At 71.7% G+C, this 24,771-nt stretch carries 27 protein-coding genes; 7 read left to right on the forward strand and 20 right to left on the reverse strand.

The annotated features are described in order from the left end of the window. Positions 1-192: 192 nt before the first annotated feature. From BG418_RS12900 to BG418_RS12955, 12 genes are all read right to left on the reverse strand, one after another. The gene (locus BG418_RS12900; protein WP_188273951.1) at positions 193-930 is read right to left on the reverse strand and encodes a 2-hydroxychromene-2-carboxylate isomerase; all 738 of its coding nucleotides are present in this window, start codon (positions 928-930) and stop codon (positions 193-195) included. Beyond that, on the reverse strand, positions 927-2,078 hold the full coding sequence (locus tag BG418_RS12905) for a beta-ketoacyl synthase N-terminal-like domain-containing protein (RefSeq protein ID WP_223184758.1): 1,152 nt from the start codon (positions 2,076-2,078) through the stop codon (positions 927-929). The genes BG418_RS12900 and BG418_RS12905 overlap by 4 nt, the downstream gene beginning before the upstream one ends. Continuing rightward, on the reverse strand, positions 2,075-3,283 hold the full coding sequence (locus tag BG418_RS12910) for a beta-ketoacyl synthase (RefSeq protein ID WP_188273952.1): 1,209 nt from the start codon (positions 3,281-3,283) through the stop codon (positions 2,075-2,077). The genes BG418_RS12905 and BG418_RS12910 overlap by 4 nt, the downstream gene beginning before the upstream one ends. Position 3,284: 1 nt before the next feature. Continuing rightward, positions 3,285-3,539 (reverse strand): acyl carrier protein, encoded by a 255-nt coding sequence (locus tag BG418_RS12915; RefSeq protein ID WP_188273953.1) that lies wholly within the window; start codon positions 3,537-3,539, stop codon positions 3,285-3,287. Positions 3,540-3,583: 44 nt separating this feature from the next. Then, positions 3,584-4,324, reverse strand: a complete 741-nt coding sequence (fabG, locus tag BG418_RS12920) for a 3-oxoacyl-[acyl-carrier-protein] reductase (RefSeq protein WP_188273954.1) — start codon at positions 4,322-4,324, stop codon at positions 3,584-3,586. Beyond that, a complete protein-coding gene (locus BG418_RS12925; protein ID WP_188273955.1) occupies positions 4,324-5,211 on the reverse strand; it encodes an arylamine N-acetyltransferase in 888 nt (295 codons plus the stop codon). Before BG418_RS12925 ends, fabG (BG418_RS12920) begins: the two co-directional genes overlap by 1 nt. A 255-nt stretch (positions 5,212-5,466) precedes the next feature. Then, the gene (locus BG418_RS12930; RefSeq protein WP_317453632.1) at positions 5,467-7,029 is read right to left on the reverse strand and encodes an MDR family MFS transporter; all 1,563 of its coding nucleotides are present in this window, start codon (positions 7,027-7,029) and stop codon (positions 5,467-5,469) included. 99 nt (positions 7,030-7,128) lie between these two features. After that, positions 7,129-7,905 carry a thioesterase II family protein gene (locus BG418_RS12935; protein ID WP_188273956.1) on the reverse strand — a complete coding sequence of 259 codons (777 nt, stop codon included), beginning with the start codon at positions 7,903-7,905 and terminating at the stop codon, positions 7,129-7,131. Continuing rightward, positions 7,902-8,345 carry a MaoC/PaaZ C-terminal domain-containing protein gene (locus tag BG418_RS12940; RefSeq protein WP_188273957.1) on the reverse strand — a complete coding sequence of 148 codons (444 nt, stop codon included), beginning with the start codon at positions 8,343-8,345 and terminating at the stop codon, positions 7,902-7,904. The genes BG418_RS12935 and BG418_RS12940 overlap by 4 nt, the downstream gene beginning before the upstream one ends. Beyond that, a complete protein-coding gene (locus BG418_RS12945) occupies positions 8,342-8,806 on the reverse strand; it encodes a MaoC family dehydratase N-terminal domain-containing protein (protein ID WP_188273958.1) in 465 nt (154 codons plus the stop codon). Before BG418_RS12945 ends, BG418_RS12940 begins: the two co-directional genes overlap by 4 nt. Then, the gene (locus BG418_RS12950; protein WP_317453633.1) at positions 8,803-10,236 is read right to left on the reverse strand and encodes a class I adenylate-forming enzyme family protein; all 1,434 of its coding nucleotides are present in this window, start codon (positions 10,234-10,236) and stop codon (positions 8,803-8,805) included. The genes BG418_RS12945 and BG418_RS12950 overlap by 4 nt, the downstream gene beginning before the upstream one ends. A 14-nt stretch (positions 10,237-10,250) precedes the next feature. Then, positions 10,251-11,369 (reverse strand): 3-dehydroquinate synthase II family protein, encoded by a 1,119-nt coding sequence (locus tag BG418_RS12955; protein WP_188274023.1) that lies wholly within the window; start codon positions 11,367-11,369, stop codon positions 10,251-10,253. Between the two features lie 295 nt (positions 11,370-11,664). Between BG418_RS12955 and BG418_RS12960 the strand changes: the two genes are divergently transcribed. Genes BG418_RS12960 through BG418_RS12985 form a run of 6 tightly spaced genes read left to right on the forward strand, consistent with a single transcriptional unit; the run spans position 11,665 to position 16,150 of the window. Then, positions 11,665-12,444, forward strand: coding sequence for a 2-amino-3,7-dideoxy-D-threo-hept-6-ulosonate synthase (locus BG418_RS12960; RefSeq protein ID WP_262928581.1), 780 nt, complete (start codon positions 11,665-11,667; stop codon positions 12,442-12,444). Between the two features lie 43 nt (positions 12,445-12,487). After that, positions 12,488-12,766: an acyl carrier protein gene (locus BG418_RS12965; RefSeq protein ID WP_188273960.1), complete on the forward strand. Its 279-nt coding sequence runs from the start codon at positions 12,488-12,490 to the stop codon at positions 12,764-12,766. Next, positions 12,763-13,032: a hypothetical protein gene (locus BG418_RS12970; protein ID WP_188273961.1), complete on the forward strand. Its 270-nt coding sequence runs from the start codon at positions 12,763-12,765 to the stop codon at positions 13,030-13,032. The genes BG418_RS12965 and BG418_RS12970 overlap by 4 nt, the downstream gene beginning before the upstream one ends. Beyond that, on the forward strand, positions 13,022-14,239 hold the full coding sequence (locus tag BG418_RS12975; protein WP_188273962.1) for a beta-ketoacyl synthase: 1,218 nt from the start codon (positions 13,022-13,024) through the stop codon (positions 14,237-14,239). Before BG418_RS12970 ends, BG418_RS12975 begins: the two co-directional genes overlap by 11 nt. 52 nt (positions 14,240-14,291) lie before the next feature. Further along, a complete protein-coding gene (locus BG418_RS12980; RefSeq protein ID WP_188273963.1) occupies positions 14,292-14,993 on the forward strand; it encodes a beta-ketoacyl synthase chain length factor in 702 nt (233 codons plus the stop codon). Between the two features lie 41 nt (positions 14,994-15,034). Further along, complete coding sequence (locus BG418_RS12985) at positions 15,035-16,150, forward strand: LLM class flavin-dependent oxidoreductase (protein ID WP_223184760.1); 1,116 nt, start codon at positions 15,035-15,037, stop codon at positions 16,148-16,150. Positions 16,151-16,269: 119 nt separating this feature from the next. Here BG418_RS12985 and fabG (BG418_RS12990) read toward each other — a convergent pair whose 3' ends face one another. The 6 genes from fabG (BG418_RS12990) to BG418_RS40850 form a co-directional block, all read right to left on the reverse strand. Further along, entirely contained in the window at positions 16,270-16,974 is a 705-nt protein-coding gene (gene fabG, locus BG418_RS12990) for a 3-oxoacyl-ACP reductase FabG (RefSeq protein ID WP_188273964.1), read from the reverse strand. Between the two features lie 35 nt (positions 16,975-17,009). Beyond that, complete coding sequence (locus tag BG418_RS12995) at positions 17,010-17,546, reverse strand: flavin reductase family protein (RefSeq protein WP_188273965.1); 537 nt, start codon at positions 17,544-17,546, stop codon at positions 17,010-17,012. A 26-nt stretch (positions 17,547-17,572) separates the two neighbouring features. Continuing rightward, positions 17,573-17,965, reverse strand: a complete 393-nt coding sequence (locus tag BG418_RS13000) for a PaaI family thioesterase (protein ID WP_188274025.1) — start codon at positions 17,963-17,965, stop codon at positions 17,573-17,575. A gap of 274 nt (positions 17,966-18,239) precedes the next feature. Continuing rightward, complete coding sequence (locus tag BG418_RS13005; protein ID WP_188273966.1) at positions 18,240-18,866, reverse strand: TetR-like C-terminal domain-containing protein; 627 nt, start codon at positions 18,864-18,866, stop codon at positions 18,240-18,242. Between the two features lie 19 nt (positions 18,867-18,885). Next, positions 18,886-19,578, reverse strand: coding sequence for a response regulator transcription factor (locus BG418_RS13010; protein ID WP_317453634.1), 693 nt, complete (start codon positions 19,576-19,578; stop codon positions 18,886-18,888). A 7-nt stretch (positions 19,579-19,585) separates the two neighbouring features. Next, positions 19,586-20,314 (reverse strand): 4'-phosphopantetheinyl transferase superfamily protein, encoded by a 729-nt coding sequence (locus BG418_RS40850; RefSeq protein WP_188273967.1) that lies wholly within the window; start codon positions 20,312-20,314, stop codon positions 19,586-19,588. 295 nt (positions 20,315-20,609) lie between these two features. Here BG418_RS40850 and BG418_RS13020 point away from each other — a divergent pair, with 295 nt between their 5' ends. Next, the gene (locus BG418_RS13020; protein ID WP_317453635.1) at positions 20,610-21,860 is read left to right on the forward strand and encodes an NAD(P)/FAD-dependent oxidoreductase; all 1,251 of its coding nucleotides are present in this window, start codon (positions 20,610-20,612) and stop codon (positions 21,858-21,860) included. Between the two features lie 55 nt (positions 21,861-21,915). On the opposite strand, the gene BG418_RS13025 is transcribed toward BG418_RS13020, so the two are convergent. Together BG418_RS13025 and hemA are read right to left on the reverse strand one after the other, a co-directional pair. After that, a complete protein-coding gene (locus BG418_RS13025; RefSeq protein WP_188273968.1) occupies positions 21,916-23,463 on the reverse strand; it encodes a long-chain fatty acid--CoA ligase in 1,548 nt (515 codons plus the stop codon). Positions 23,464-23,539: 76 nt separating this feature from the next. After that, on the reverse strand, positions 23,540-24,757 hold the full coding sequence (hemA, locus tag BG418_RS13030; RefSeq protein WP_188273969.1) for a 5-aminolevulinate synthase: 1,218 nt from the start codon (positions 24,755-24,757) through the stop codon (positions 23,540-23,542). Positions 24,758-24,771: the final 14 nt, after the last annotated feature.

The following is a 24,771-nucleotide window of genomic DNA, read 5'->3' on the forward strand; positions in this document are numbered from 1 at the left end:
CACTCACCTTGTTTGTGGGCGTCAGGTAGCCGGCGAGCGCGCGTACACCCCGTCTCGCCTCCCCGTTACCCCCCGTGGGCCACAGCTTCGCAGAAAGGAAACCATCAACCGGGATTTGGCCGAATGAAGGCGGTAAGTCGGCGTCCACTGGCCGAAGTTGGACTGGTCACCGCCGGCGGCCGGGACAACGACTCAGCCGCACCCACCGGCGGTGTCGTGGTCATATGCACCGATTCGGTTCAGCACCCCGACCGGCAGCCCGCTTTTCTCCGCGTCCTCGTCCGCGGTATCCGTACCGGCTTCCCCAAGACCGGCCTCGGTGACGTCCCGGAGGAATCCGTCGAGGCGGTCGAGACCCCAGTAGCGGCGGCGACCGTACGTGAAGTACGGGATACCGAAGGCGTCGTCCTCGTGGACCTGTTGCAGACAGTCCAGTCCCTCCGCCCGGATCGCCGGATCGTCCACCGCGCCGACCAGCGGTGCCGGGTCGAGCCCGGCCTCCTCGGCGACGGCCCGCAGTACACCCGGGTCGCAGATGTTCGCGCCGCGCTCCCACCGGGCCGCCACGAGCGCGGCGAGCAGCCGCCGGTCCTGGCCTAGGCGGCGGGCCGCGAGCCAGGCCAGGTGCGGGACCTCCCACCAGGGGTCGATGTCCACGGGCCAGGACACCTTGATCCCCCGTGCCTCGGTGAGGCGCTTGACGTCCTGCAGGATGTACAGGTGCTTGGCCTTGCTCATCGGGATGTACGGGAAGGGAGCACCGCGCGCATCCAGTTCCTTGCGGGAGGGCCCGTCGGGCTCCCACCACGGGCGGTACTCGACGACCTCGGGCGCCTGCGGGAAGCGGGCCTCAAGGTCCCGCAGGGCCAGCCAGCTGTAGGGGCTGCGGAAGGAGAAGTACAGGACGGGACGGGCGGGCCTGCGGCTCACCGCTGCCACCCCCTGACCACGGCCGCGCCGAACGCCCCGTCGGCGGTGCACGAGGTGATGAGGGCGGGCCTGCCGTCGAGCGCGGCGGCGCGCCGGTGGTGGGCGAGAACGGCGGCGAGCTGCAGTCCGCCCTGCGCGGCCCCGCAGTCGCCGACCAGGCGCGTCACCGGCAGCCGCAAGGCCGCGTCCGGACCGTCGGCGGCGCCGAGCACGAGTGCGAGCACCTCGTGCTCCGGCTCCGACTCCGCCTCGCCGTGGCCCGGCGCGACGGCCCACAGGTCCCCCGGCGCCACCCCGGCCCGCGCGAGCGCCTGCCGTACGCAGCCCGCGAAGGCGGTGACGAAGCCCGGCCGGTCGTCGGGGTCGGCCGACCCCGTGAGCACAGCGAGGATCTCCGCCTCGGGCCGCCGGTCCGTCCCGGCCAGGGCAGCGCCGCGCTCCACCGCGAACACGGCGGCGCCCTCGCCGACCGGCGCCCTCCCGCCGCCGAGGTGGGCCAGCCACGCGCTGTGCGGGCTGAACTCCTCGACCGCTCCCACCAGGAGGGTGTTCGCGTCGCCCCAGCTCAGGCTGCGCAAGGCGTAGCGAAGGGCGGCAAGATGGGCCGTCCGGCCGCCCGCGATGGTGGTGTTGACGCCCTTCAGGCCGAACCAGATGGCGGCCTGCCCCGCGGCGCAGTTCATCACGGCGTTCGGAAAGAGCACCGGGTTGACCAGGTAGGGGCGGTCCTGCGTGATGGTGTCGCGGCTGAAGTCGCTGGTGGACTTCACGCTGCCGCTGGTGGTGCCGAGGACGAGGCCCACGTCGGCGCGGTTGCCGTCCGTCACCGTGATCGCGGTGTCCCGCAGCGCTTCGTCACAGGCGACCAGGGCGAGCCCGGTGGCCCGGTCGAAGAACCGGGTGCCTTTGCGTCCGAGGAGCTCCTTGGCCCGGAAGTCGGGCAGCGCGAAGGCCCGTTCGGCCGGCAGCTTCTCCTCGTACATCCCCGTGACCTCGACGAGCGCGTCGCGTTCCTCGACGAAGGCCGCGCTGAACGCGTCGGCCCCGATACCGAGCGGGGAGACGACGCCCCAGCCCGTGACATAGAGCGCGTCCGCGTCGAGCGCGTCCGGCTCGCGCGCCGCGGCGGTGGCCTGACGCTCCATCATGCGACCTCCCCCAGGATGGTGATGGCGTTGTTCCCTCCGAACGCGAACCCGTTGTTCTGCACCACCCGCAGCCGTGCCGGGCGCGCCGCGTTGGGCACCGGGTCGATCGCGGGCAGCTGCGGATCGGGGTTGCTGAAGTTGATCGTCGGCGGCATGAACCCGCCCGCGATGCCCAGGGCGCAGGCGATGGCGCCGAAGCCGCTCGCCGCGCCCATGGTGTGTCCGAGCATCGACTTCACGGAGCTCATCGGCGGCGGGGTGTCGCCGAAGATCTCCCGCACCGCCCGGGTCTCGGCCGCGTCGTTGGCCGGTGTCCCGGTGCCGTGCGCACAGATGTAGTCGACCTGTTCGGCGTCGATGCCGGCGCTGCGGTGGGCGCGGCGCATGCAGGCGGCGATACTCGACGAGTCCGGGGCCACCATGTGCCCGGCGTCGCAGTTGAGCCCGTAGCCGAGCACCTCTGCGTAGATCCGGGCGCCGCGCCGCTCCGCGCTGTCCAGCGGCTCCAGGAAGAGGGCCGCACCGCCCTCGCCGGTGAGCATGCCCTCACGGTCGCGGTCGAAGGGCGAGCAGCGCTCCTCGGTCATCGCGCCGAGCCGGTAGAACCCGGCGTGCGACCACCGGTACACGCCCTCCGCGCCGCCCGCGATCATGTAGTCGGCGTCGTCCGCGGCGATGGCGGTGTAGGCGTAGCCGAGCGCGTAGTTGCTCGCCGAGCAGGCCGTGGAGATGGTCAACGCCTCGCCGGTGAGGCCGAGTTCACGGTTGACCGCGACGGCGAGCCGGGAGGAGGGCACCTGCCGGGCGAGCTCGGGCCGCCAGCTCTCGAAGCCGCCCGCCACCTCCTGCTCGGAAAGTTGCTCGACCGCCCCGGCCTCTCCTCCGGTGGTGCCGATGCAGGACCCGGCGCGCGCGGCGGCGAGTCGGCGCGGGTCGATCCCCGCGTCCTGGACGGCGAGCCGGGCCGCGGCCGCCGCGAACTGGCTGCTGCGCCCCCACTCCTCGGGCCGGATCCGCCGCACGTGGTCGCCCGCCGCGAAGCCGGGCACCTCGCCGGCCATGCGGTACGGGAACCCGGAGGCGTCGAAGGAGGAGATCGGCGAGATGCCGCTGCGCCCCTGACGCAGGCCCTCGGCGAAGGCGTCGGCTCCCGTTCCGATGCTGGATATCGGGCCGAGGCCCGTGATGACGACCCTGCGCTTCATGTCAGGCGTCCAGCGCCGCGCGCTCGGCGACCACGTCGTACACGGCCCGCAGGTTGACCATCCTGGGCAGCTCCGACTGCGGGATCTCGATGCCGTAGCGCTTCTCCAGGCGGGCCAGGATCTCGATGGCCCGCAGCGAGTCGCCGTCGTGGTCCTCGACGAAGTGGCTGGTCTCGGTCATCTCCTCGGGCTCGATCTCCAGCGAATCCGCGACGATCTCCCGGATCTCGTCCAGGTGCTGCTGCGTGGCGGGCATGGTGTCTCCTCGGGTCGAGTGGTTGTCCTGCGCTGCCGGCCGGGTCATTGCGAGTAGCCGCCGTCGACCTGGACGATCTGTCCGGTGATGTACGCGGCCCGTTCGGAGACCAGGAAGGCGACCAGGTCGGTGACGTGCGCGACCTCGCCGAAGGCCCGCAGCGGGATGGTTTCCAGGGCCTTCTTGCGGACCTTCTCGGTCAGCTCCCGGGTCATGTCGGTCTCGATGAAGCCGGGGGCCACGGCGTTCACCCGGATCCCGTAGCGGCCGAGTTCCCGGGACAGCGAGCGGGTCAGGAGGTTCACGCCGCCCTTGGAGGCCGCGTAGTTCGTCTGGGTCGCGTTGCCGTAGACCCCGGCCACGGACGAGACGTTGACGATGACTCCTCTGCGGCGCTTCATCTGACCGAAGGCCACGCAGTGGCTGAAGTGGTAGGTGCCCGTGAGGTTGGTGGCGATGACCTCGCCCCAGTCCTCGGGGGGCATCAGGACCAGGGGGTTGTCGCGGGTGATCCCGGCATTGTTGACCAGGACCTCGACGGGTCCGAGCGCCGCCTCGGCCGCGGTGACGAACTCCTTGACCTCGCCGGCATCGGTGACGTCGCAGCGTTCGGCGAAGCACCGGGCCCCGGCCGCGGTGACCGCCCGCCGGGTCTCCTGTGCGGCCTCCTTGTCCGAGCGGAAGCAGAAGGCGACGTCGTGGCCCTCCTCGGCGAGGCGCACGGCGATGCCGCGGCCGATTCCCCGGGAGGCCCCGGTCACCAGCGCGAGCGGCTTGTCGGGCATCACTGTTCCTCTTTCCGTGCGAGCAGGCTGCGGCGCGGGGAACGGTCGGCACGGGCGGTCTCCCAGTGCCGCACCGCGTCGCCGACCAGGTGCTCATGACCTTCGAAGATCCGGCGGAACAGTTCCTCTGCGCGCGCCGGCGTCTCGACGTACTCGGCGCTGACCCGGCCCTTGAAGGCCCGCAGATGGTTCTCGCCGACCATGATCAGCTTTCCGCCCGGTACATTCCGTGCGCACAGGACCGTGCCGATCAGCGGGGAGTCCTCCGCCCTCAGATGGAAGTCGACGATCCACTCGTAGTCGCTGCGCTGCTGTGCCTCGTCGCGGTACCGGTACACCGGGGTCCAGCTGCCGTCCGGTTCCTGGCGCGAGACGGTCGGATGGCCGTCCTCCTCGGTCACCCGGAACGTCCAGCCGTCCTGCTGCTGCGGTGTGCCGTCGGCCCGCAGGGGCTCGGTGAAGGTGACCATCAGGAAGCCCACGTCGACGAGGTGGTCCACGCCGTCCACGGTGACGATCAGCAGCAGGTGGTCCCAGGCCTCCCACCACTCGCCGCTGACCTTCCAGATCTGGGCGGGCACCAGGCGGGTCCGGAAACCGATGTGGCGCAGCAGCTCGCCGAACAAAGGCGTGGACTCCAGGCAGTTGCCGCCGCGCCCCCGAGCGACCAGCTTGGCGAACGACGCCGTGTGGTCGAGCACCGGCAGCACCCCGTCGAAGGTCTGAAGCATCTCGTACGGGACGGACCGCAGATGGGCCGTGTGCAGGGCGCGCAGGCACTCCAGCGAGGGGGCGAGGTCGCCATGGTGGCCTATGCGGTCCAGGTAATCCCGCCACGGCAGTGTCGCGGTCTCCAAGTCGTCCTCCGCAGGGCTGTGTTGAGGCATGGACAGGCCCTGGGGGCAGGGCGGTGTGAAGGGGGCTGGCGGATCGCTTGGGCGTCCGGCTCCCTTGCATTGTGGGTGTCGCCGCTCCTCGCCGGCAGGCTCGACCGCCCTGCTCGAAAGGGCACCCCGGGGCAGCACCCCGGTAGGCATGCGAAACACCGCTGGGCGGCGCATGACTGGCATGCGCCGCCCAGCGGTTTCGCCGGTGAGATGCAGGGCGGCGAGAGCCGGGGGATGTCCTCTCGCCGCCCTGTCTCACCCGGTATTGACAGCCGATTCGTCGGCGCGGGTGGTCATGTCCTTGCCGTCCTCGGCTGCCGCGTCGCCGCCCCGGGCCGGTGCCGGCAGCGCGGCGCGCCCGGGCAGGAAGAGGCAGGGCACGATCGCGAGCGCGGTGAACACCAGCGCCCACCAGAACGGCGGCCCGAAGGAGGTCGCCAGGTCCTTGGCCATGTGGCTGCCCGGCATCACCTGGGCGAGCGGCGGGCCGCCCGCCGGCAGCCGGTCCTCGATGTGCTGCTGCAGGACCACGGCGAGCACCGCCGTGCCGAGCGAGGAGGCGACGCGCTGGAAGACGTTGAAGCCGCTGGTGGCCTTCGGCGCGAGCTCCCTGGGCACGCTGCTGAACGCCACCGTCATCGTCGGCAGCATCGAGGCGCCGAGACCGAGGCCGCGGACGATCATGGCCACGCTCAGGAACACCTGGTTGGGGTCGGAGTCGATGAGCGCGAACGGGATGGTGCCGATCACGGCGAGGACGACGCCCGACACGCTCAGCCAGCGGGCGCCGAGCATCGCGGTGAGCGGGTTCATCAGGACGACGCCGATCAGGAAGCCGATGCTCTGCGGCAGCAGGAGCAGCGCGGACTTCGTGACGCTGGATCCGTGCACCAGCTGGAAGTACATCGGCAGCGGGATCATCACGCCGTACATCGCGAAACTCAGGGAGAGGTTCGCCAGCGTCCCGTTGCGGAAGGCGGAGCGCTTGAACAGCCGTAGGTCCACGAGGGGTTCGAGGCGGACCCGCAGCGCGCGCAGGGCGAAGACCGCGAGCACCACGACCCCGGCGACCAGGGCGAGGATCGTGCGGGTGTCGCCGAATCCGCCCTTTGCGCCGGCCTCCGACAGGCCGTACAGGAACGCGGTCAGACCGGGCATGAGCAGCAGCATGCCCACCACGTCGAGCTTGGCGTCCTTGTCGGGCGCCACGACGTTGTTCGCCTTCAGGGCGACGAGCACGATGGTGATCAGGCAGAACGGCACGTTGATGAAGAACAGCCAGCGCCAGCTGAGATGGTCCACCAGGACGCCGCCGAGCGACGGGCCGACGAGCGGCGCGAACATCGACGGGATCGAGACGATGCCCATCAGGCGGCCGAGCCGCTGCGGTCCGGCGGCCTGGGCGAGCAGCGCCTGGCCGACCGGGACCGCCAGGCCGCCGCCGATGCCCTGCAGCAGCCGGAAGGCGATCAGGCTGGACGTCGACCAGGCGAGCCCGGCGAGCACCGAGCCGAGAAGGAACAGCACTTGGGCGAGGATCACCATCTGCTTGGCGCCGAACCGCGCGGCGGCCCAGCCGCTGAGCGGGATCGCCGCCGAGAGGGCCAGCAGATAACCGGTCACCACCCACTGCACGGTGGAGATCGAGGAGTCGAAGTTGCGGGCGAGCGGCCCGATGGCGACGTTGATGATCGTACTGTCGAGCAGACTGGCGAAACCGCCGAAGGCCATGATCGCGCTGAGCCACCACAGCTCGGGGGTGATGCGGCCGGAGTCCGCCCCGCTCTCGGGCCCGGACGGCGCCTGTTCTGTGCTCACGACGGCATGCTCCCCTTCGACGGTTCATCGACCACGAGCTGATCCCGTTGGCATCGTTCCACAACACTTGTCGTCTGCACAACAGATGTTGTCTACTGGTCAGATGTCGGGCAGGAGCCGTGCCGTGATCACATCGAGGACGGCGCGGGTCGCCGCGTCCTCGGAGAGGAAGAAATGCCCGCCCGGCACCTCGGAGAGCACGAAACGCGCGTCCGTCTCGGCCGCCCAGCCGTGCATCGCGGCACGCGGCACCAGCGCGTCGTCGGCCCCGGCGAAGCCGTGTACCGGAACGGCGAGCCGCACCCCCGGGTCACACCGGAACCCGGCCACCAGGGCGAGATCGGCCCGCAGCGCCGGCAGCAGCGACTCCAGGAGCACCGGGGCGTCCAGCACCGACGCCGGGGTACCGCCGGCCTCCCGCAGCCACTGCACCAGTTCGGCGTCCGAGCCGCGCCACGCCGCATCGGGGCGCACCGACGCGGGTGGCGGACCCGCCCCCACGAACAGCGCGGCCGGTGGGCGCAACCAGGGCGCCCGGGCGATCTCATGGGCCAGGGCGCAGCCCAGCAGGCCGCCCATGCTGTGGCCGTAGATGCCGTACGGACGGTCCAGATACGGGGCGAGCGCAGCGGTCAGCCCCTTGGCGAGCAACCGGGCGTCGTCGACGGCCGGCTCGTCCAGCCGGCTGCCGTGCCCCGGCAGCCGCACGGCGACGACCTCAAGGCGCCGCCCGTCGGCGCCGTGCACCGGGCGCCGCGTCCAGTGCCGGAAGGCGGCGGCGCTGCCACCGGCGTACGGCAGGCAGAACAGCCGGGCCGCCACCTCGTCCCCGGCCGATGGCGTCGGCCGCAGCCACGGCTCGGCCGCCCGGCTCATGGCCGCGAAGCGCCCGGCAGCCGGACCAGCGCCTCGCCGCGCACCGTGAGTGTGCCCTGTTCCACCAGCCGTACGGCGAGGGCCAGTCGGGCCGTGCGGCCGTGCGGTCCGCCGTCCTCGACCGCCTTGACCCGGGCCGTGCAGCGCAACCGGGCCGGGACCGTGGTGACCGCGACGAAGGACGCCCGCAGGGACAGGACGTCCTGCACCGGCACCCACTCCACCAGCAGCCGGCCCAGCAGCGCCATCGAGAGCATCCCGTGCGCGATGACGTCGTCGAGGCCCGCGGCACGCGCCGCCGACGGATCCAGATGGATCGGGTTGGGGTCGCCGTACGCCTCGGCGAAGGCCGCGAGCGTGGCGCGGTCGATCTGTTCCGGCAGCAGATCGGGCAGCTGGGCGCCGGGTTCCACCGCAGCGAGCGAGAACTCCGTACTCACCTCTCCCCCTCCCCCACAGGGCCGGCCCCCGAGTCGGTGACCGGCACGAGAACGACCTGACGCAGCTCGGCGACCCGCTCCCCGGCGCGGGTGACCGCCGTCTCGCGCACCACGAACTGCAGCGGGCCCCGGACCCTGATGTCCGTGATCACCGGCGCGAAGGTGAGCGCGTCCCCGGCGTACACCTGCGCATGGTGGATGAACCCCTGCTCGACATGGCGCACATCGGTCAGGCGTACGCCCATCTCGGCCAGGAAGTCGCCGGGTTCGTCGCGTTCCAGACCCGCCAGCAGTGCGGGCGGCAGCGGCAGATCCCGGTGCCCGGCGGTGCGCGCCGCGTCCAGGTCGCCAAAGACCGCTCCGCTCAGGCCGATGGCCGACGCGTAGCGGCGCAGCCGCTCGCGCTCCACCACCACCGTGTACGGCGGCAGGGCGGCGCCCGCGAAACGTCGGTCGATCACCGAAACGCCGCCTGCCGCGGCCGTTCCCTGGCCGCGTGCAGCAGCTCGCGGTTGCGGATCAGCTTGCCGTTGGAGGTGCGCGGCAGTACCCGCGGGAAGTGGAAGGCCTTGGGGATCTTGTGCGGACTGAGCCGCTCGCGGCACCAGGCGAGCAGCTCGGTGCTGGTCACCCGGGTGCTGCCGGACACCACGAGATGCGCCTCGATGGCCTGCCCGTAGACCACCACCGCCTCGGCCACCGCCTCATGGGCCAGGAGGACCGCCTCCACCTCGGTGAGATCGACCTTGAGCCCGCCGATCGCGACGACCGAGTCGGCGCGGCCGGTGACGGTGAGCACCCCGGTGTCCGGTGCGAGGGTGCACAGGTCGTGGGTGTCGAGCCAGCCGTCGGCGTACCGGTCCCCGTGGTCCCCGAACAGATAGGGACTTTCGGACAGCCGGACCCGGAGCGTGCCGCCGGTGACCGCGGTCGACATCCCCGGCGCCGCCACCCCGACAGCGGGCGGCGGCTGGGCTCCGGCCAGATCGGTGGCGATGATGCCGACCTCGCTCATGCCGTACGCCTGCCCGATCCGCACGCCGTAGCGCCGCTCGAACCGCTCGAAGACCTCGCCGGGCAGGATCTCCCCGCCGCTCACCGCCAGCCGCAGCGCCGGCGGTACGTCACTCCCCTCGCTGCGGCCGAGCAGATCGAAGTGGGCGGGGACTCCGAACACCGCGGCGAGCCTGCGCTCCAGGAGCATCTGGTGCAGCTCCTTGCGGTGCGGGCGGCGCGGGAAGTGCAGCGCCGCGCCCGCGTCGAGCCCGTGCAGCACCCCGCCGATGAGGCCGAAGGAGTGCACCAGCGAGCTGAGCAGCAGCACGCCCTCGCCACGCCGCGGCATGTCCGACAGCCGCGCGAACCGCTCGATCTCGGCCAGCAGCGACGGACCGGTACGCCCGATCACCTTGGGCAGTCCCGTGGACCCGGAGCTGAACTGGACCAGCCGGTGCGCGGTGCGGGCGGCGAGCCCCCAGCGACGGGGCGTCACCACGACCTCGCACTCGTCCCGGAACGACACCACGCGCAGCGGCCCCTCCCCCGTACCGAGGTGGAACTGGGGCTCGCAGACCTCCAGAAGACGGGTGGTCTCCGTCTCGGTCAGCCGCGGGTCGAGCAGCATCACCTGGGCGCCCGCGCCCCACAGCGCGAACACCGACCACAACAGCGTGAAGCTGGGCGGTAGTTGCACCGCCACGGTGCTGCCACGGCGGATGCCATGGGCACCGAGGACCTCGCCGATACGGGCGGTCTGCGTGCGCAGACCGGCCCGGGTCACCGCCTGCTGGCCGTGCGCCCACAGTTCGGCGTCGAGCCCGGTGTCGGCCAGCCGCGCCGCCAGCCAGTCGTCGAAGTCCCCGGCGGGGCGCACATCCTTCCTGGAATCCACTGAGCCGCCACCCCTCACTTCTCGATGCAGAACTCGCCCACGGGCCAGCCGACGTGACGCTTGTCGGTGGCGACGTAGCCGAGCAGCTTGTCGCCCGGCTTGAGCTCGGTGCAGTTCAGCACCTTCGCGCCGGGGCCGAGGATGCGCACGTGCCAGTCGTCCTGGAGCGCCAGGCTGACCTCGACGCCGTCGTCGGACGTGGCCCGGACGGTCAGCAGCGGGCGGGACTCCAGCTTGACCCGGGCCACCACGATCCGCCGGGTGCGGCCGTCCGCCGTCACACCGAGGACGGTGCTGCCCGCCTGGAGTTCGCTGAGGTAGTTGGTGCGGTTGTCCGCACCGAGCACGTACGAGCTCAGGGTGCCGGCGTTCACCCGGAACGGCCGGGTCGGCATGTACGGCAGCGGGTGCGTCTCGCTCACGCACAGCACGAAGCCGTGGGCGTACGAGCCGACGAGGATGCCCTCGTCCTTCTCGAAGTGGCTGCAGGTGTCGACGCAGATCCGGTCGCCCAGGCCGCTGTGCTCGATGGACTGCACGGTCAGCGTGGTCAGTTCGAGGTCCGGGGTGCTCGCCTGCAGCAGCGAGTCGAGACCGAAGACGTCATTGGCGTCCTTGGCCGCGAGCAGCAGCCCGTCCGACCCCTTCTCCAGTACGTCGACGATGATGCCGGCCTCTTCCAGGTCGGCGGCCTCGCAGATCAGCCGGCCCGGGCTCTTGTCGGCGGCGGCGATCACGATCTCCAGCGGGATCTTGGTCGGGTCGCGGAACTTCACCAGGGTGTGCTCCAGCTGCTGCGCCGCCGCACAGGCCAGGCGCAGCGTCGGATCGTCCACCACGTCGACGAACGCGCCGTGGCGGGCCGGGGCGTCGGCCGCGACCAGCCTCAGTTTGTCCAGCTCGGCCACGGTGGCGACCTCGGTGAGCACCACGTCGGCCACATCGGCGGCCTCCGGCTCCAGCACCCCGTCCCGGCCCACCACGAGGACCTTCTGCACGGTGGGCGGCAGCGTCCTGAGGACCTCCAGGCCGGCGTCGACGACCCCGGCCAGGCCGGCGTGGATCGCCGCGTCCACGACCCCTTCCCGCCGGCTCTCCTCGACGCAGCGAATGTCGATCCAGGCGAACTTCACAGTACCCATCCCCATCCAGCCCTCTCCACGGTGGCCTTGCGACCGGCCAGTACCGATCCCGCGACGGAAGGCTCCCAGCGGCCCGGGCCGCGCCGACAGCCTCGAAAGGGCTGCTCGTCGGACGGCGCGGCGGGCCCTGCCGGATAGCCGTTCGGCTACCCCCATCGACGCCGCCGGGCGCACTCGCTGAGGCACGCCGTTCGAGGGGGCGCGGCCACCGCGCGCGGCGCGAGACTCGGTCCCGCAGCAGATTTCCGGCTCTCTAGGGGTGGTCATGACATCAAGGTCCGATGGGATGGCGGTCCGCCTTGCGCGACTGGCCCGGCACACCGAGGGACGCTATCTCTTCGTACCGATGGACCACTCGGTGGCCGACGGCCCGATCGTGGCCGCGGGACGCTTCAACGGGCTCGTGCGCACCGCGGTGGCGGGCGGCGCCGACGCCGTCGTGATGCACAAGGGACGGGCGGCGAGTCTCGATCCGGCTCTGCTGCGCGACTGCGCCCTCATCGTCCATCTGAGCGCCAGTACGGCACACGCCGCCGACGCCGACGCCAAAGTCCTTGTCGGCAGCGTCGAGGAGGCCGTCCAGCTCGGGGCCGACGCGGTCAGTGTGCACGTCAACATCGGCTCCGACACGGAGAAGCAGCAGCTCGCCGACCTCGGCGCGGTCGCGGACGGCTGCCGGCGCTGGGGCGTGCCGCTGCTGGCGATGATCTATCCGCGCGGGCCGCGGATCACCGACCCGCACGACCCGGTGCTCCTGTCGCACGTCGTGAACGTGGCGGCGGACCTGGGTGCCTCCCTGGTGAAGACCACCTGGTCGGCGCCGATGGAGCGGCTGGCCGACGTGGTCGAGAGCTGCCCGATCCCCGTCCTGGTGGCCGGCGGCCCACGCAAGGGCGACGCGGCCCTCGCCGAATTCGCCGCGCGCGCGATCGGCGCCGGCTGCGCCGGACTCGCGGTGGGCCGCGGCTTCTTCGAGAGCCCCACGCCCGCCAGCGTCATCCGCACGCTGTCGGCCGCGGTGCACGAGTCCCCGAGGCCCGCCGTGCAGCCGGTGCCGGCCGGCTGACCCGGCCGCCCTCCACCGTCGAACACCCACCTACGGAGACGCCATGCATGAGGAAACCCGAGAGTTCATCCTGACGGTGGTCAGGGACATCATCAACCTGCCGCTGCCCGGCCGCGTCGACGACAGCCTGCCGCTCGGCGAGGAGGGCCTCGGCCTCGAATCGCTCGCCATGATCGAGCTGGTGCTGCAACTCGAAGGCGAGTACGGCATCGACCTCCCGGAGGAGGACCTCGAACCCCAACTCGTCCCGGATCTCGGTGCGTTCGTGAACGTGGTCGTCGAACGGCGGGCGGCCCTGACGACGGGCAGTGCGGCCAAGTGATCACCGACACCGAGGTGGCCCGGCTGCTGCACGACAGCGGTCACCTTCTCGACGAGTGGGACAGCGACACCGAGATCGCGCTGGACTCGCTGACGTTCGTCTGGCTGGTGCATCTGCTGGAGGAGCGGCACGGCATCGTCGTCACGTCCGAGATCGAGGAGGAACTGGCCACCAGCGACTCGATCGGCGCGCTGCACCGGCAGTTGCTGCGGATGCAGTCGCGGGGTGGTCCCGGCCTGCCCGAGGAGGTGCGCCATGGCGCGTGAGCGCAACAGCCTGGGCGACGTGGTCGTCACCGGGTACGGCGTCCTCACCGCCTTCGGCTTCGGCGCCGAGGCGCTGCGCGACGGCGTCTTCGCGGGCAGGCCCGGCTTCACCCCGGTCAGCCGCTTCGACACCGAGCCGTTCCACGCGAAGAAGGCCGCGACGTACGAGGGCGAGGGCCCTGAGATCCCCGGCGTCCCGGTCAAGCCGGGCTACACGCCGACCCAGGCCGAGGTGCTGCGCGCCTGCACGGCCGAGGCACTGCGCATGGCGGGCACCGATGCCCCGGGCGCGCCGGTGCTGATCGGCACCAACGGCGACCACAGCGCGAGCCGTTCGTTCTGGACGGACCACGCGCACGAGCGGGTGCCGCAGGACCGGCGGACCCTCGACAGCGTGCCGGCCCGGCTGCCGCACCAGCTCGCCGAGGAGTTCGGCCTGGGCACCACCCGGCTCGCCTTCGTCAACGCCTGTGTCGCCTCGACCAATGCCATCGCGCACGGCGCGGCCCTCATCCGGCGCGGCACGGCCGACACCGTGGTGTGCGGCGGCGCGTATCTGGTGACGGAGGACGTCTTCGCCAAGTTCGACTCCGGCAAGGCGTTGAGCAGGGAGGGTGTCGTGCGACCCTTCGCGGCCGGCCGGGCCGGGCTGCTGCAGGGCGACGGGGCGGCGGTGCTCGTCCTGGAGTCGGCGCGGCGGGCCGAGGCGCGGGGCGCCGAGGCACTGGCCGAGGTGGCCGGCTGGGGCATGGCCGCGGACGCGTACCACGTCATCAAGCCGCACCCCAGGGGCGAGGGCCTGGCCCGCGCGGCCGGCGCCGCGCTGCGCACGGCGGGCGTGGCGCCCGAGCGGATCGGCTACGTCAACGCGCACGGCACCGGGACGCCCCTGAACGACGTGGCCGAGACCGCGGCCCTGCACCGGATCTTCGGCGCGGACGCACCGGGTGTCCCGGTGAGCTCCACCAAGAGCAGCACCGGTCACATGCTGGAGGCCACCGGAGCGGTGGAGGCCGTCATCTGTCTGCTCGCGCTGCGTGAGGGCCTGCTGCCTCCGACGATCGGCTACCAACAGGCCGACCCCGACTGCGACCTGGACTATGTGCCGGGCCGGGCCCGCCGCGCCGACCTCACCCACGTCCTGTCGCTGAACGCGGCGTTCGGGGGCGTGAACGCCGCGCTCGTGCTCAAGCGGACCGCCGCGTAGGCGGGCCGCGCCGAGCGTCCCCGGTACCACCCCACCGAAAGGAACCACGCGCATGACCACCCTGCTCGCCCCGCCGCGCACGATCGCGGCAGCGGCCTGCCGGGCGCCCTGGGGGCCTGCGGCCGCCGGACTGCCCGGCGCGGCACCGGCCGAACTGCCCGGCGTGCCCGGCTTCGTACTGTCCCGGTTCAACCCGCTGATCGCCGACGTCGTCGTGGGCTGTCTCGGCGAGCCGGGCTCGGACGGCGACCTGACCGCGGGGGCCGGTGCGTCGACCGCGGTCGTCCTGGCCACCACGTACGGCGACACCACGACGTCGGATGTGGCGACCCAGCGCCTGGTCGCCGGCCAGGTGCACAGCCCACTGCTGTTCTTCCAGTCGGTGACCACCTCCATCCTGGGCCATCTGACCAAGCGGTACGGCGTCACGGGACCGCTCAGCTGCCTGTCGACGGGCAGCGAACCGGCCCTGGCCGCACTGGAGTTCGCGGATGTCCTGCTCGACGACGAGGACATGTCACAGGTCCTGGTCGTCGGCGTCGAGACGGCGGCCAACGAGCGCGTCGACTGGGTGCGGGAACACGTCGGGACGGAAACCCTCTTCGGCCCGCTCCCGCACGGCGACGCCGCCGTGGCGCTGCTGCTGCGCGCCGACCGGCCCCATGAGGCGGTCGGCGCGCGCCTGTCCACCGACCGGTGGCCCCCGTACGGCTGGCTGTCGCCACTCGCCGAACTGGCCGCACCGCACATGTAGTTCCCCCCCATGACCCGTCCATGACGTATGAGGAGCCCGCATTGAACCGCATCAGCCGGATGGACTTCGGCGCCTTCCTCTCCCCTCTGCACCCGCTCGGCGAGGACCCGGCCCTGACCCTGTGGCGCGACCTGGAGCTGGCCCAGTGGCTCGATGAGCTCGGGTTCGCCGAACTGTGGGTCGGTGAGCACCACTCGGCAGGCTGGGGCACGGTCAGTTCGCCCGAGCTGTTCATCGCCACGGCAGCCGAGCGGACCCGGCACATCCGGTTCGGCACGGGTGTGGTGAGCCTGCCGTACCACCACCCGTACATGGTCGCGTCCCGCGCCGTGCAGCTGGACCAGCTGACCCGGGGGCGCCTCACCCTCGGCGTCGGCGCCGGGTCGATCCCCGTCGACATGCACCTTCTGGGCATCGACCCGGCGGACACCCGTCGCCGTACCGCCGAGTCGCTGGAGGTGATCCTGCAGCTCCTTCAGGGCGAGAAGCCGGTCACGCGGCGCACCGACTGGTTCGAACTCCACGACGCGCGGCTGCAGTTGCGTCCCTATGCGGCCGCCGGACTGCCGCTGGCGGTGTCCAGTGCCACCTCGCCGTTCGGCATGCGCCTTGCCGGGCAGCACGGCATCACGCCGATCTCGTTCGGGGTGCCGCCGCGGCCCGGCAGCCAGATCGGCGACCTGGTCGGCCAGTGGCGGCACGCGGAGGAGGCGGCGGCCGAGCACGGGCGGACCGTCGACCGCGCCGACTGGCGGGTGAGCCTGGCCGTGCAAGTGTCGGAGAGCCGCGCCCAGGCGCTGGACGAGATAGTCGACGGCTGGATGCGCTACCGCAACGAGTACTGGTCGATGCTCGGGGCGCCCCCGGTGCACTCGGCCGCCGAGGCCCGCAAGGCCCTGGAAGAGGCGATCGAGAGGCGATCGGTGATCATCGGATCGCCGGACGACTGTGTGCGGGCCATCAACGACATCCAGGACATCGTCGGCGGCTTCGGCCGGCTCCTGGTCACCGTCATGGACTGGGCGGGGCGCGAGCAGATGAAGCGGAGCTTCGAACTCCTGGCCCGCTTCGTGCGCCCCCACTTCACCGGGGCCCTCGACGGCGTCACCGATTCCGCGGCGTGGGCGACGGAACTGGCGGCCACGTTCCGCGGATAGGGCGCCGTACGGGGCGCGCTCGCACACCGAAGTGCTCGGTTGCCGAAGGGATCCCCTTCGGCAACCGAGCACTTCCGAGCTTCCCGCCATCGGTCAACTGCCGGGCGGAAAGGGCGAGTTCAGTGCCCCATGCCCAGTCCCCCGTCGACGGGGACGACCGCTCCGGTGACATAGGACGCCCCGGGCGACGCCAGCCACACCACCGCGGACGCCACCTCGGCGGGGTCGGCGATCCGGCCGAGCGGCACGTCACCGGTCATCCGGGCGCGCCGTTCCTCGGACAGCTTCGCGGTCATGTCGGTCTCCACCAGGCCGGGGGCGACCACGTTGACCGTGATGCCGCGCGAGCCCAGCTCACGGGCCAGGGACCGGGCGAGGCCCACGAGAGCGGCCTTGCTCGCCGCGTAGTTGGCCTGTCCCTCGGAGCCGCGCAGCCCCGCGACCGAGGAGATCAGCACGATCCGCCCCTGCCGTTTGCGCAGCATTGCGGCCGCGGCCCGTCTGCTGGTGCGGAAGGCGCCGCCGAGGTTGGTCTCCAGAACCTTGAAGAACTGCGGATCGGTCATCCGCAGCAGCAGCTTGTCGTCGGTGATGCCGGCGTTCGACACCAGGACATCGACGGGCCCCTGCACCCGCTCCACCTCGTCGAACGCCCGGGCCACCTGCTCGGAGTCGGTGATGTCGCAGGACACCCCCCACAGCCCCTCGGGCACCCCCGAGCCCCGGTGCGTGACCGCCACCGCATCCCCCTGCGCCTGGAAGGCACGGGCGATGGCCAGGCCGATGCCCCGGTTTCCGCCCGTGACGAGTACCGATCGCGTCATTCAACACACCTCACTTGGACGGGGATCGACAGGGTTCAGGCACGCAGGCCGGTGTAGGCACCGCGGTGGTAGACAAGCGGCGGCCGCACCGGGTCCGCCACCCTCAGGGCGCGCACCAGGCCCAGGTAGAGGACGTGGTCACCGCCCGGGTAGCGGTGCTCGGTGGTGCACTCCAGGGACACCAGGGCCTCGGGCACCAGCAGATGGCCGCCCTGCCCGACGACGGCGGAGCCGAGCAGGCGCTGCGCGGCGAGCCCGCTGGGCCGGTCGCGCGTCGCGAACCGCCGGGAGAGCTCGTGCTGGTCCTGGGAGAGGATGTTGACCCCGAAGCCGCCCGCACCGTCGATGGCCGCCACCAGACGGCCCCCGGCGTTGACGCTCACCAGGACGAGAATCGGGTCGAGGGAGATCGAGGTGACCGAACTGGCGGTCATCGCCTCGGTGTCGGCCCCCTGGCCGACGGTGATGACGGCGATGCCGGTGGGGAACAGGCCCATGGCCTCCTTGAACGCCTCCGGGGCGGGACCGTCCGGGACAGTGGTGCCCTCCACCCGTGCCGTTTGCGTAGCCATCGCTCCTCTTCTCCTTAGGGCGTGCGTCAGCGCTTGTGCACCAGGCAGGTCAGACGGGCCGTGCAGGTGGGCCGCCCCTTGTCGTCGGTGATCTCGATCTGGTACGTCGCCACGCTGCTGCCGAGGTGCAGGGGCGTGCAGACCCCGGTGACCAGCCCCGAGCGCGCCGATCGGTGGTGGGTGCAGGACAGTTCGAGTCCCGCCACCGCTCCGCGCGGCGCCACCCACAGGCTGGCCGCGACCGAGCCGAGCGTCTCCGCGAGCACCGCGTTCGCGCCGCCGTGCAGCCATCCGTAGGGCTGCATGTTGCCCCGCACCGGCATCGTCGCGACCACCCGCTCGGGCTCGGCCGAGACGACCTCGATGCCCATCCGCGCGGCCAGTTGCTCGTCGGCCAGCTCCGCGGGCGCGGACAGCATGCTGCCGCGCACGGGCGAGTCCTGCGCCGCCGTGCCGGACGCGTCGACCGCCAGACGATTGCTCCCCATGAATCCTTCTCCCGGGTGTGGTGGTGCGCACCTGCGTCGCCTCGGCTGCGCACGCCCACGATCCCGGTACGGGCGCGGCGGGCCAAGGCCCCCACGAGCTGGCCGTTCGGGCAGGTGACACGGCCCCGGCGGCGGACAGCACGGCAGGAGGCCCGCCGCGTACCTTCCGCGGCGGGCCTCCTGCTGTGCGCTGTTCCCGGTTCTCCTACGGGGCGGGGCGCCCGACCATGTGCAGCCCCCGCCACGCGTGCTCCGCTGCCTCCTCGGCGGACAGCTGCTGCGGCTGGAACAGCCAGCAGCTGACCAGGCCGATGAACGCCCCGGCCGAGCAGTGCGCCCGCAGCTCGACGCCCGCCTCGTCGGGCCTGCCGACCCCGGCGTCCGCCAACTGGCCCGCGACCTGCTCGGCGAGGAGCTGGCGCAGCCGGCTGACGAAGCGGGCGGACCCGCAAGGCCCGAGCATCCGCCGGTACAGCGTGATGTCGCCCTCGATGTGGCGGAACATGTCGACGAACTCCCCCGGCATGGCGGCCGGGAGCACGACCAGCGGGCAGCGGGCGGCCAGGCCAACCAGTTTGGCGAGTTCGTCCTCCATCGCGTCGAGCATCAGCTCGTCCAGGTCGCGGTAGTGCTGGTACACCGTGGCCCGGTTGATCGTCGCCCGCTCGGCCACGTGCGCGATGGTGATGGTCTGCAGTTCCTGCTCGGCCGCGAGCTCCAGGGCGGCGGCCCGCAGGAGCCCGCGGGTGCGCAGGATCCGGGGATCGACGCGCCGCTGCGCGGACTGTGCGGACCCTGCGGGCTGTGCCGTCTTCGCGGTCGATGCGGACATCGCTCCAGGCTACCCCACCCTAGGCGACATGTGTCGTGAAGTGGCCGCCGGTGCCGGGGCCCTGTCCGACGCCGGAGAGCAGTCCGTCCTCCATCGCCCGGACCACGGCGAGCGTCCGGTTGGGACAGTTCAGCTTGGCCAGCACATTGCCGACCAGGCGCTTGACTCCGTGCTCGGAGATCTGCAGCCGCCGGGCGGCCTGCTTGTTGCTCAGGCCCTCGGCCACCAGGTGGAGCACCTCCAGCTCACGGGGCGTGAGCACCGTGCCGGGCGGGCCCCAGGGCCGCACATCGGCGGGCGCCGGCTGGGCCTGGCGCAGCACCCTGCGCACGAGCGTGGCCGACACATAGAACTTGTCGGCCAGGATGTCGGCCACGGCATCGGCGAAGACCCTCGGGGTCAGCCCCGACCAGTCGACCAGCGCGTGGACACAGGAGTGGGTGCTCTGCGGCAGGTCGACCCCGTCCGCCCCGTCGACGAGGAGCAGCAGTCGTACACCGCGGGCGCCGAGGTTCTCCGCCAGCGCGAGGGTCTGCTCCGTGGCCAGTTCCGCCGCCGAGGTGACGACCAGGTCGAACGGAACCGCACCGTCCTGGAAGGCATGGCTCCCCTCACCGAAACTTGGGATGACGTGCACACTGTCGAGCTGACGGAGCATGCCTTCGACGCCATATCTGCTGACCTCGTTCTCCAGAATCAGCGCGATCCTCACGTCACTCTCAATCGACTGGATGAACACCTTTGCACTCTCCCCCAACGAACACTAGATCCTTTTCCGAATCCTGCACGGCCAGCGCCGAAGAATATCCGGCAACAGTCGGCAGGTCCATCACGAGCCAGGAATTTATCCCGCACTCGGGTACCCTGTGAGAGACTCTGGAAACGAGCGAATCCGGCCCCACTTCCACCTTTCTCAAATCACCTTCGATACCAATTCCGCTCGCCTTCACAACGGCTTCTTTTCGAGTCCAGCACCGCATGAACTCCCTGTCGCGGTGCTCGGTCGGCACCCCGTCCAAGTAGCTCCGCTCGCCCCTGCTGAGCACGGCAGGCGCGAGCGTCCCGAAGCTCGCCCGCCGCACCCGCTCCAGGTCGACTCCTATCCGCACCCCGTCGACGGCGGCACACAGCCACCGCGGGCCGGACCTGGACAGGCTGAACTCCCAGGTGGTCTCTGGATACTGGACATAGGGTCGGCCATGCGCGGCGCGCCCGCAGCCGGGACACGGAAGGCGGCCGAACCGGATCTCTTCCGGGCCGACACCGATCACCCCTGCGAGACGACGGCGTATTTCGGCATGCGCCCTGCCGAAATACGCGGCGCGCACCCGGTCGCGGAATGCGGTGAACCTCCGCCGTTCCTCCGCCGACAGAATGTCGAGGTCCGCCGTTTCAATAATCCCCGCGGACCGCCCCGACCACGACCAGACTTCTATGCCGCCAGTCACGGAAACAATCTCCCCGAATTCCTGGTCGAGGCCTGCCCGAAATCATTCGCCATTGAAATGATCCGTAGCCCCGCTTCCGCCGACCCATCGAACACGAGTCCGCTGTATTTTCTCTGTAATTTAAACTTTGCTTACAGCCTGCAGGTTCCGGGAACGGCCGCCCTGCCCGTCCGGCGTACCCGTGCGGGCTGCCCGCACGGTTCCCTGAAGGTGCTGGCCCGGCGAGCACACGGGCGCCGCACCGGCGCCGCGAGGATGCCACTGACCGCATTCGGCGCCAGCAGGAGGAGCGACAGTGACCACGCACGTCCCACCGAACGGGCCCGAAATCCCGCCCGGCACAGCCGAGTTCGACGCCGATGTGGTCGTGGCGGGGGCCGGCGCGAGCGCGCTGTTCGCCGCGTTGCGCTGTGCGCGCCTCGGCCAGTCGGTCGTCCTGGTCTCGCCCCGGGAGGAGTTCGAACCGGCCGGCACCGGCATCTCGCCACTGCTCGCCCCGCCGACGCTCGCCCTGCTCGCCGCGGACGGCATCGACGCCGAACTCACCGAGGCCGGCCAACGCGTCCTGGGCGTCGACGACCACGGCAGCGCGGGCCTGCTGTCCAGCTGGCGCTACACCGACCACGTCGGCGTCGCCCGGCCGCACGGCCTGACCGTCCCGACCGGCACCCTGGTCCAGGCGGCACTCGCCCAACTGCGCGCCGAGCCCCGCGTACGGATCAGGACCGCGGAGAGCGTCCTCGCGGTCGACCAGGACGAGTTGGCGGTGCAGCTCACCGTCGGCCGCCCGGGCACCGCGGACGCGGACCCGGCCGCCACCGCCCGCATCCGGGCCCGTTACGCGGTGGCCGCCGAGGGCCGCGGCTCGGCACTGCGCGACCTGGTCGGGATCGAGCTCGACGTGTCGCACTTCGACCGGCCCGCATGGCTGCTCGTCACGCCCGCGGTGCCGGACCGCGACCCGGTCCTCCTCGTACGGCACCAGGCGCCGAGCGCGCTGTTCACCATCCCGATACCGCCCGCGTCCCTCGCCGTGGTCTGGTCCCCGGACCAGGAAGGAGCGTCACAGCTCACGGCCGACGGGGCGGGTCCGGACGCGGCCATCACCCAATTGGCGCACGTGGACGCCGAGTTGGCGGCATGGATGGACAAGGCGCGGGAGCGGGTCTCACCGCTGATCCGGCTGAACTTCTCGCTGTGGCGGGCGAAGTCCTGGCGCGCCGGCCGGGTACTGCTGCTCGGCGAGAGCGCACACGGCCTGCACACACTCGGCGGCCAGGGCCTCAACCAGTCGCTGCAGAGCGGCGCTTCACTGGCCGCGGCCGTGCACGACGCGCTCTCCTCCGGTGACGCCGAACGGATCGGGGCGTACGAGCGCATCCGCCGCCCGCACGTCGAGCAGTTGCAGGACTTCCAGTGGAATCTGCAGGCGCTGCGCTCCTACAGCGCGGCCCCGCCCGAACGCGGCGCGCACGAGGACTTCATCGAGGTCATGACCCGCCTGCAGCCCGAACTCGCCGCACAGCTGGCGGCGCACCGGCCGTAGCACCACGTGTTCCCCTGCCGCGTCCGGCGCGGCAGGGGAACACGGCACGGTGGCATCACCCGGCCGGTCGGGGCGCGGCGAAGCGCGCCGCCAGTTCCCGCTTGAGCACCTTGCCACTGGGACCGAGCGGGAAGGCGTCCACGAACTCCACCCGCCGCGGGTACTTGTACGCGGCGAGCCGCTGCCGCGCCCAGGCCACGATCTCCTCGTCCAGACCGGCAGGCCGGGTCCGGTCCCGGGTCCGCACGACGGCACAGACCTCCTCGCCGCGCACGGCGTCCGGCACCCCGATGACGGCGACCTGCGCGATCGCCGGGTGCCGGGCCAGCACCTCCTCGACCTCCCGCGGATAGACGTTGTACCCGCCGCGGACGACCATGTCCTTCTTGCGGTCGACCACGGACAGATAGCCGTCGGTGTCCTGCACACCGAGGTCGCCCGTGCGCAGCCAGCCGTCGACGATCGCCTCGGCGGTCTCCTCGGGCCGGCCCAGATAGCCGGCCATCACGTTGTGCCCGCGCACCACGATCTCCCCGACGGCGCCCTCGGGAAGCAGTTCGATGCGGCCCACGGTCTCGGCGCGGGCGATGCCCACCTCGACGCCCCACACCGGCCGCCCCACGGTGCCCGGTTTGCAGGGCCAGGCGGGCTGGTTGTAGGCGACGACCGGCGAGGTCTCGGTCAGGCCGTACCCCTCGTAGATCAGGCAGTCGTACGTCTTCTGGAACTCCTCGAGGATCGGCACCGGCAGCGCGGAGCCGCCGGAGAAGGCCCGGTCCAGCGGGGGCCGTCTGGCGTCGTGGGCGGCGGCCTCCAGCAGGGCGAGGAACATCGTCGGCACACCCATGAGCACCGTGCACGTATGCCGCACCATGAGGTCGAGGGCTCGCGCCGACTCGAAGCGGTCCATCAGCACCATGGTGGCGCCAGCCCTGAAGCACGTGCTCATGCCGCAGATCTGACCGAAGGTGTGGAACAGCGGCAGACAGCCGAGCAGCACGTCCTCGGGCCGGAAGGCGAACGGGGACTCCATGCCGACCTGGATGTTCATGGTGAGGTTGAGCTGGGTGAGCATCGCGCCCTTGGGCCGCCCCGTGGTGCCGGAGGTGTACAGCACCACCGCCAGATCGTCCGGCCGCATCGGGACGCAGCCCGCGATGGGCGCCGTCCGCCCGGCGAGCACATCGAGCCGGGGCGCGTCGTGCTCCTGGCCAGGTCCCGCGGTGAACACCCGGACCCCGGCGGCCTCGGCGGCCGGGGCGCCCTCGGTGAGCAGATCCGTGCCGCAGACCAGGGCCACGGCGCCCGAGTCCGTCAGCACATGCTCGATCTCCGCCGCCTTGAGCAGCGCGTTGACCGGGACGACCACCGCTCCGAGCGCGAGCGCGCCGAAGTACGCGAGCGGGAACTCGAAGCCGTTCGGCAGCAGCAGCGCCACCCGGTCGCCGGACGTGATGCCGTGGGCGCGCAGCGCGGCCGCGTACTGCCGTGAGCGCAGCCACAGTTCGCCGTAGGACATGCTCCGTTCGCCGAAGACCACCGCCGGGTGGCCGGTCCTGCGTGCGGCGGACTCGGCGAGCACCGCGGCCACCGAGAGAGTCATGAGGCCTCCTGCCGGGAAGGGCCGCGCGGCGGCCCGGGCCCTTCGTGCGCCGGGCCCGGCCGCCGCCGGCGGGATGTCAGTGGTTCGTGCGCGGGATGTCGAGCTCCTGCCAGATGCTGTCGAGCGCCTCGGCGAACTTCTCGACGTCCGTGGTGGTGTGGGTGGCCGACGGCGCCACACGCAGGATCTCCTCGCCCTCGCGGACGCTGGGCGCGTTGATCGGCTGTACGTAGATGCCGTGCCGCGACAGCAGCAGCGCGGACGCCTCCCGGCAGCGGGCGTCGTCGCCGACGAAGACCGAGACGATGTGCGACATCGGCGAGACGAACGGGATCCGCCGCTCGTCGAGCAGCCGGTGCAGCAGCTGGGCGTTGGTGCGCAGCGACTCCCGCTCCTGCTCCGAGGAACGCAGGTGCCGTACGGCCGCCAGGGCGCCCGCGGCGATGGCCGGCGGCAGCGACGTGGTGAAGATGAACGAGCGCGAGAAGCTGCGCACCGCGTCGATCAGCGCGGCGGGTCCCGCCACATAGCCGCCGGCCGTGCCGAGCCCCTTGGCGAGCGTGCCCATGATCACCGAGAAGTCGTCGGCGATGCCCTCGCGGGCGGCGATGCCGGCGCCCTCCGGCCCGTACATGCCGACCGCGTGCACCTCGTCGAGGAAGGTGCTGGCGTTGTACCGCTTGGCTATGTCGGCGATCTCGGCGATCGGTGCGATGTCCCCGGACATGGAGTACACCGACTCCAGGACGATCAGCTTGGGCCGGTCCACGGAGTCGGCCGCGATCAACTCTTCCAGGTGGGCGGCGTCGTTGTGACGGAAGATCCGTTTCTGTGCGCCGCTGTGCCGCAGGCCGTCGATGATCGAGGCGTGGTTGAGCCGGTCCGAGTAGACGACGGTGTCCGGGGCACGGCCGGCCAGCACCGACAGCGCGCCGTCGTTCGCCGTGTAGCCCGAGGTGAACAGGAGGGCGGCCTCCTTGCCGTGGAGCGCGGCGAGCTCCTTCTCCAGCAGCACGTGGTAGTGGTTGGTGCCCCCGATGTTGCGGGAGCCGCCGGAGCCGGCCCCGTACGTGTCGATGGCCTCCTTCATCGCCGCGAGTACGGCGGGGTGCTGGCCCATGCCCAGGTAGTCGTTGCTGCACCACACGCTGATCTCGGTGTCGGCGCCGCTGGCCCGGTCGCGCGCCACGGCGCTGGGGAAGCGTCCGGCGTTGCGGCCGATCTCCAGGAACTGCCGCTGCTGACCGGAGAATTCCTGCATCTGGCGGGAGAAGTGCTCCAAGTGCTGGTTCATGACGTCAACTCGCT

The organism is Streptomyces sp. CBMA152, assembly GCF_014596475.1.
In the GTDB taxonomy this organism is placed as follows: domain Bacteria; phylum Actinomycetota; class Actinomycetes; order Streptomycetales; family Streptomycetaceae; genus Streptomyces.

Bases quoted from the DNA above. Each gene is read 5' to 3' on its own strand.
- BG418_RS12910 (WP_188273952.1), bottom strand. From the start codon at position 3,283: ATGAAGCGCAGGGTCGTCATCACGGGCCTCGGCCCGATATCCAGCATC.
- fabG (WP_188273964.1), bottom strand. From the start codon at position 16,974: ATGACGCGATCGGTACTCGTCACGGGCGGAAACCGGGGCATCGGCCTG.
- fabG (WP_188273954.1), bottom strand. From the start codon at position 4,324: ATGCCCGACAAGCCGCTCGCGCTGGTGACCGGGGCCTCCCGGGGAATC.
- BG418_RS12965 (WP_188273960.1), top strand. From the start codon at position 12,488: ATGCATGAGGAAACCCGAGAGTTCATCCTGACGGTGGTCAGGGACATC.
- hemA (WP_188273969.1), bottom strand. From the start codon at position 24,757: ATGAACCAGCACTTGGAGCACTTCTCCCGCCAGATGCAGGAATTCTCC.
- BG418_RS13025 (WP_188273968.1), bottom strand. From the start codon at position 23,463: ATGACTCTCTCGGTGGCCGCGGTGCTCGCCGAGTCCGCCGCACGCAGG.
- BG418_RS12915 (WP_188273953.1), bottom strand. From the start codon at position 3,539: ATGCCCGCCACGCAGCAGCACCTGGACGAGATCCGGGAGATCGTCGCG.
- BG418_RS12935 (WP_188273956.1), bottom strand. From the start codon at position 7,905: ATGAGCCGGGCGGCCGAGCCGTGGCTGCGGCCGACGCCATCGGCCGGG.
- BG418_RS12975 (WP_188273962.1), top strand. From the start codon at position 13,022: ATGGCGCGTGAGCGCAACAGCCTGGGCGACGTGGTCGTCACCGGGTAC.
- BG418_RS12980 (WP_188273963.1), top strand. From the start codon at position 14,292: ATGACCACCCTGCTCGCCCCGCCGCGCACGATCGCGGCAGCGGCCTGC.
- BG418_RS12960 (WP_262928581.1), top strand. From the start codon at position 11,665: ATGGCGGTCCGCCTTGCGCGACTGGCCCGGCACACCGAGGGACGCTAT.
- BG418_RS13005 (WP_188273966.1), bottom strand. From the start codon at position 18,866: ATGTCCGCATCGACCGCGAAGACGGCACAGCCCGCAGGGTCCGCACAG.
- BG418_RS13000 (WP_188274025.1), bottom strand. From the start codon at position 17,965: ATGCTGTCCGCGCCCGCGGAGCTGGCCGACGAGCAACTGGCCGCGCGG.
- BG418_RS12925 (WP_188273955.1), bottom strand. From the start codon at position 5,211: ATGCCTCAACACAGCCCTGCGGAGGACGACTTGGAGACCGCGACACTG.
- BG418_RS12905 (WP_223184758.1), bottom strand. From the start codon at position 2,078: ATGATGGAGCGTCAGGCCACCGCCGCGGCGCGCGAGCCGGACGCGCTC.
- BG418_RS12995 (WP_188273965.1), bottom strand. From the start codon at position 17,546: ATGGCTACGCAAACGGCACGGGTGGAGGGCACCACTGTCCCGGACGGT.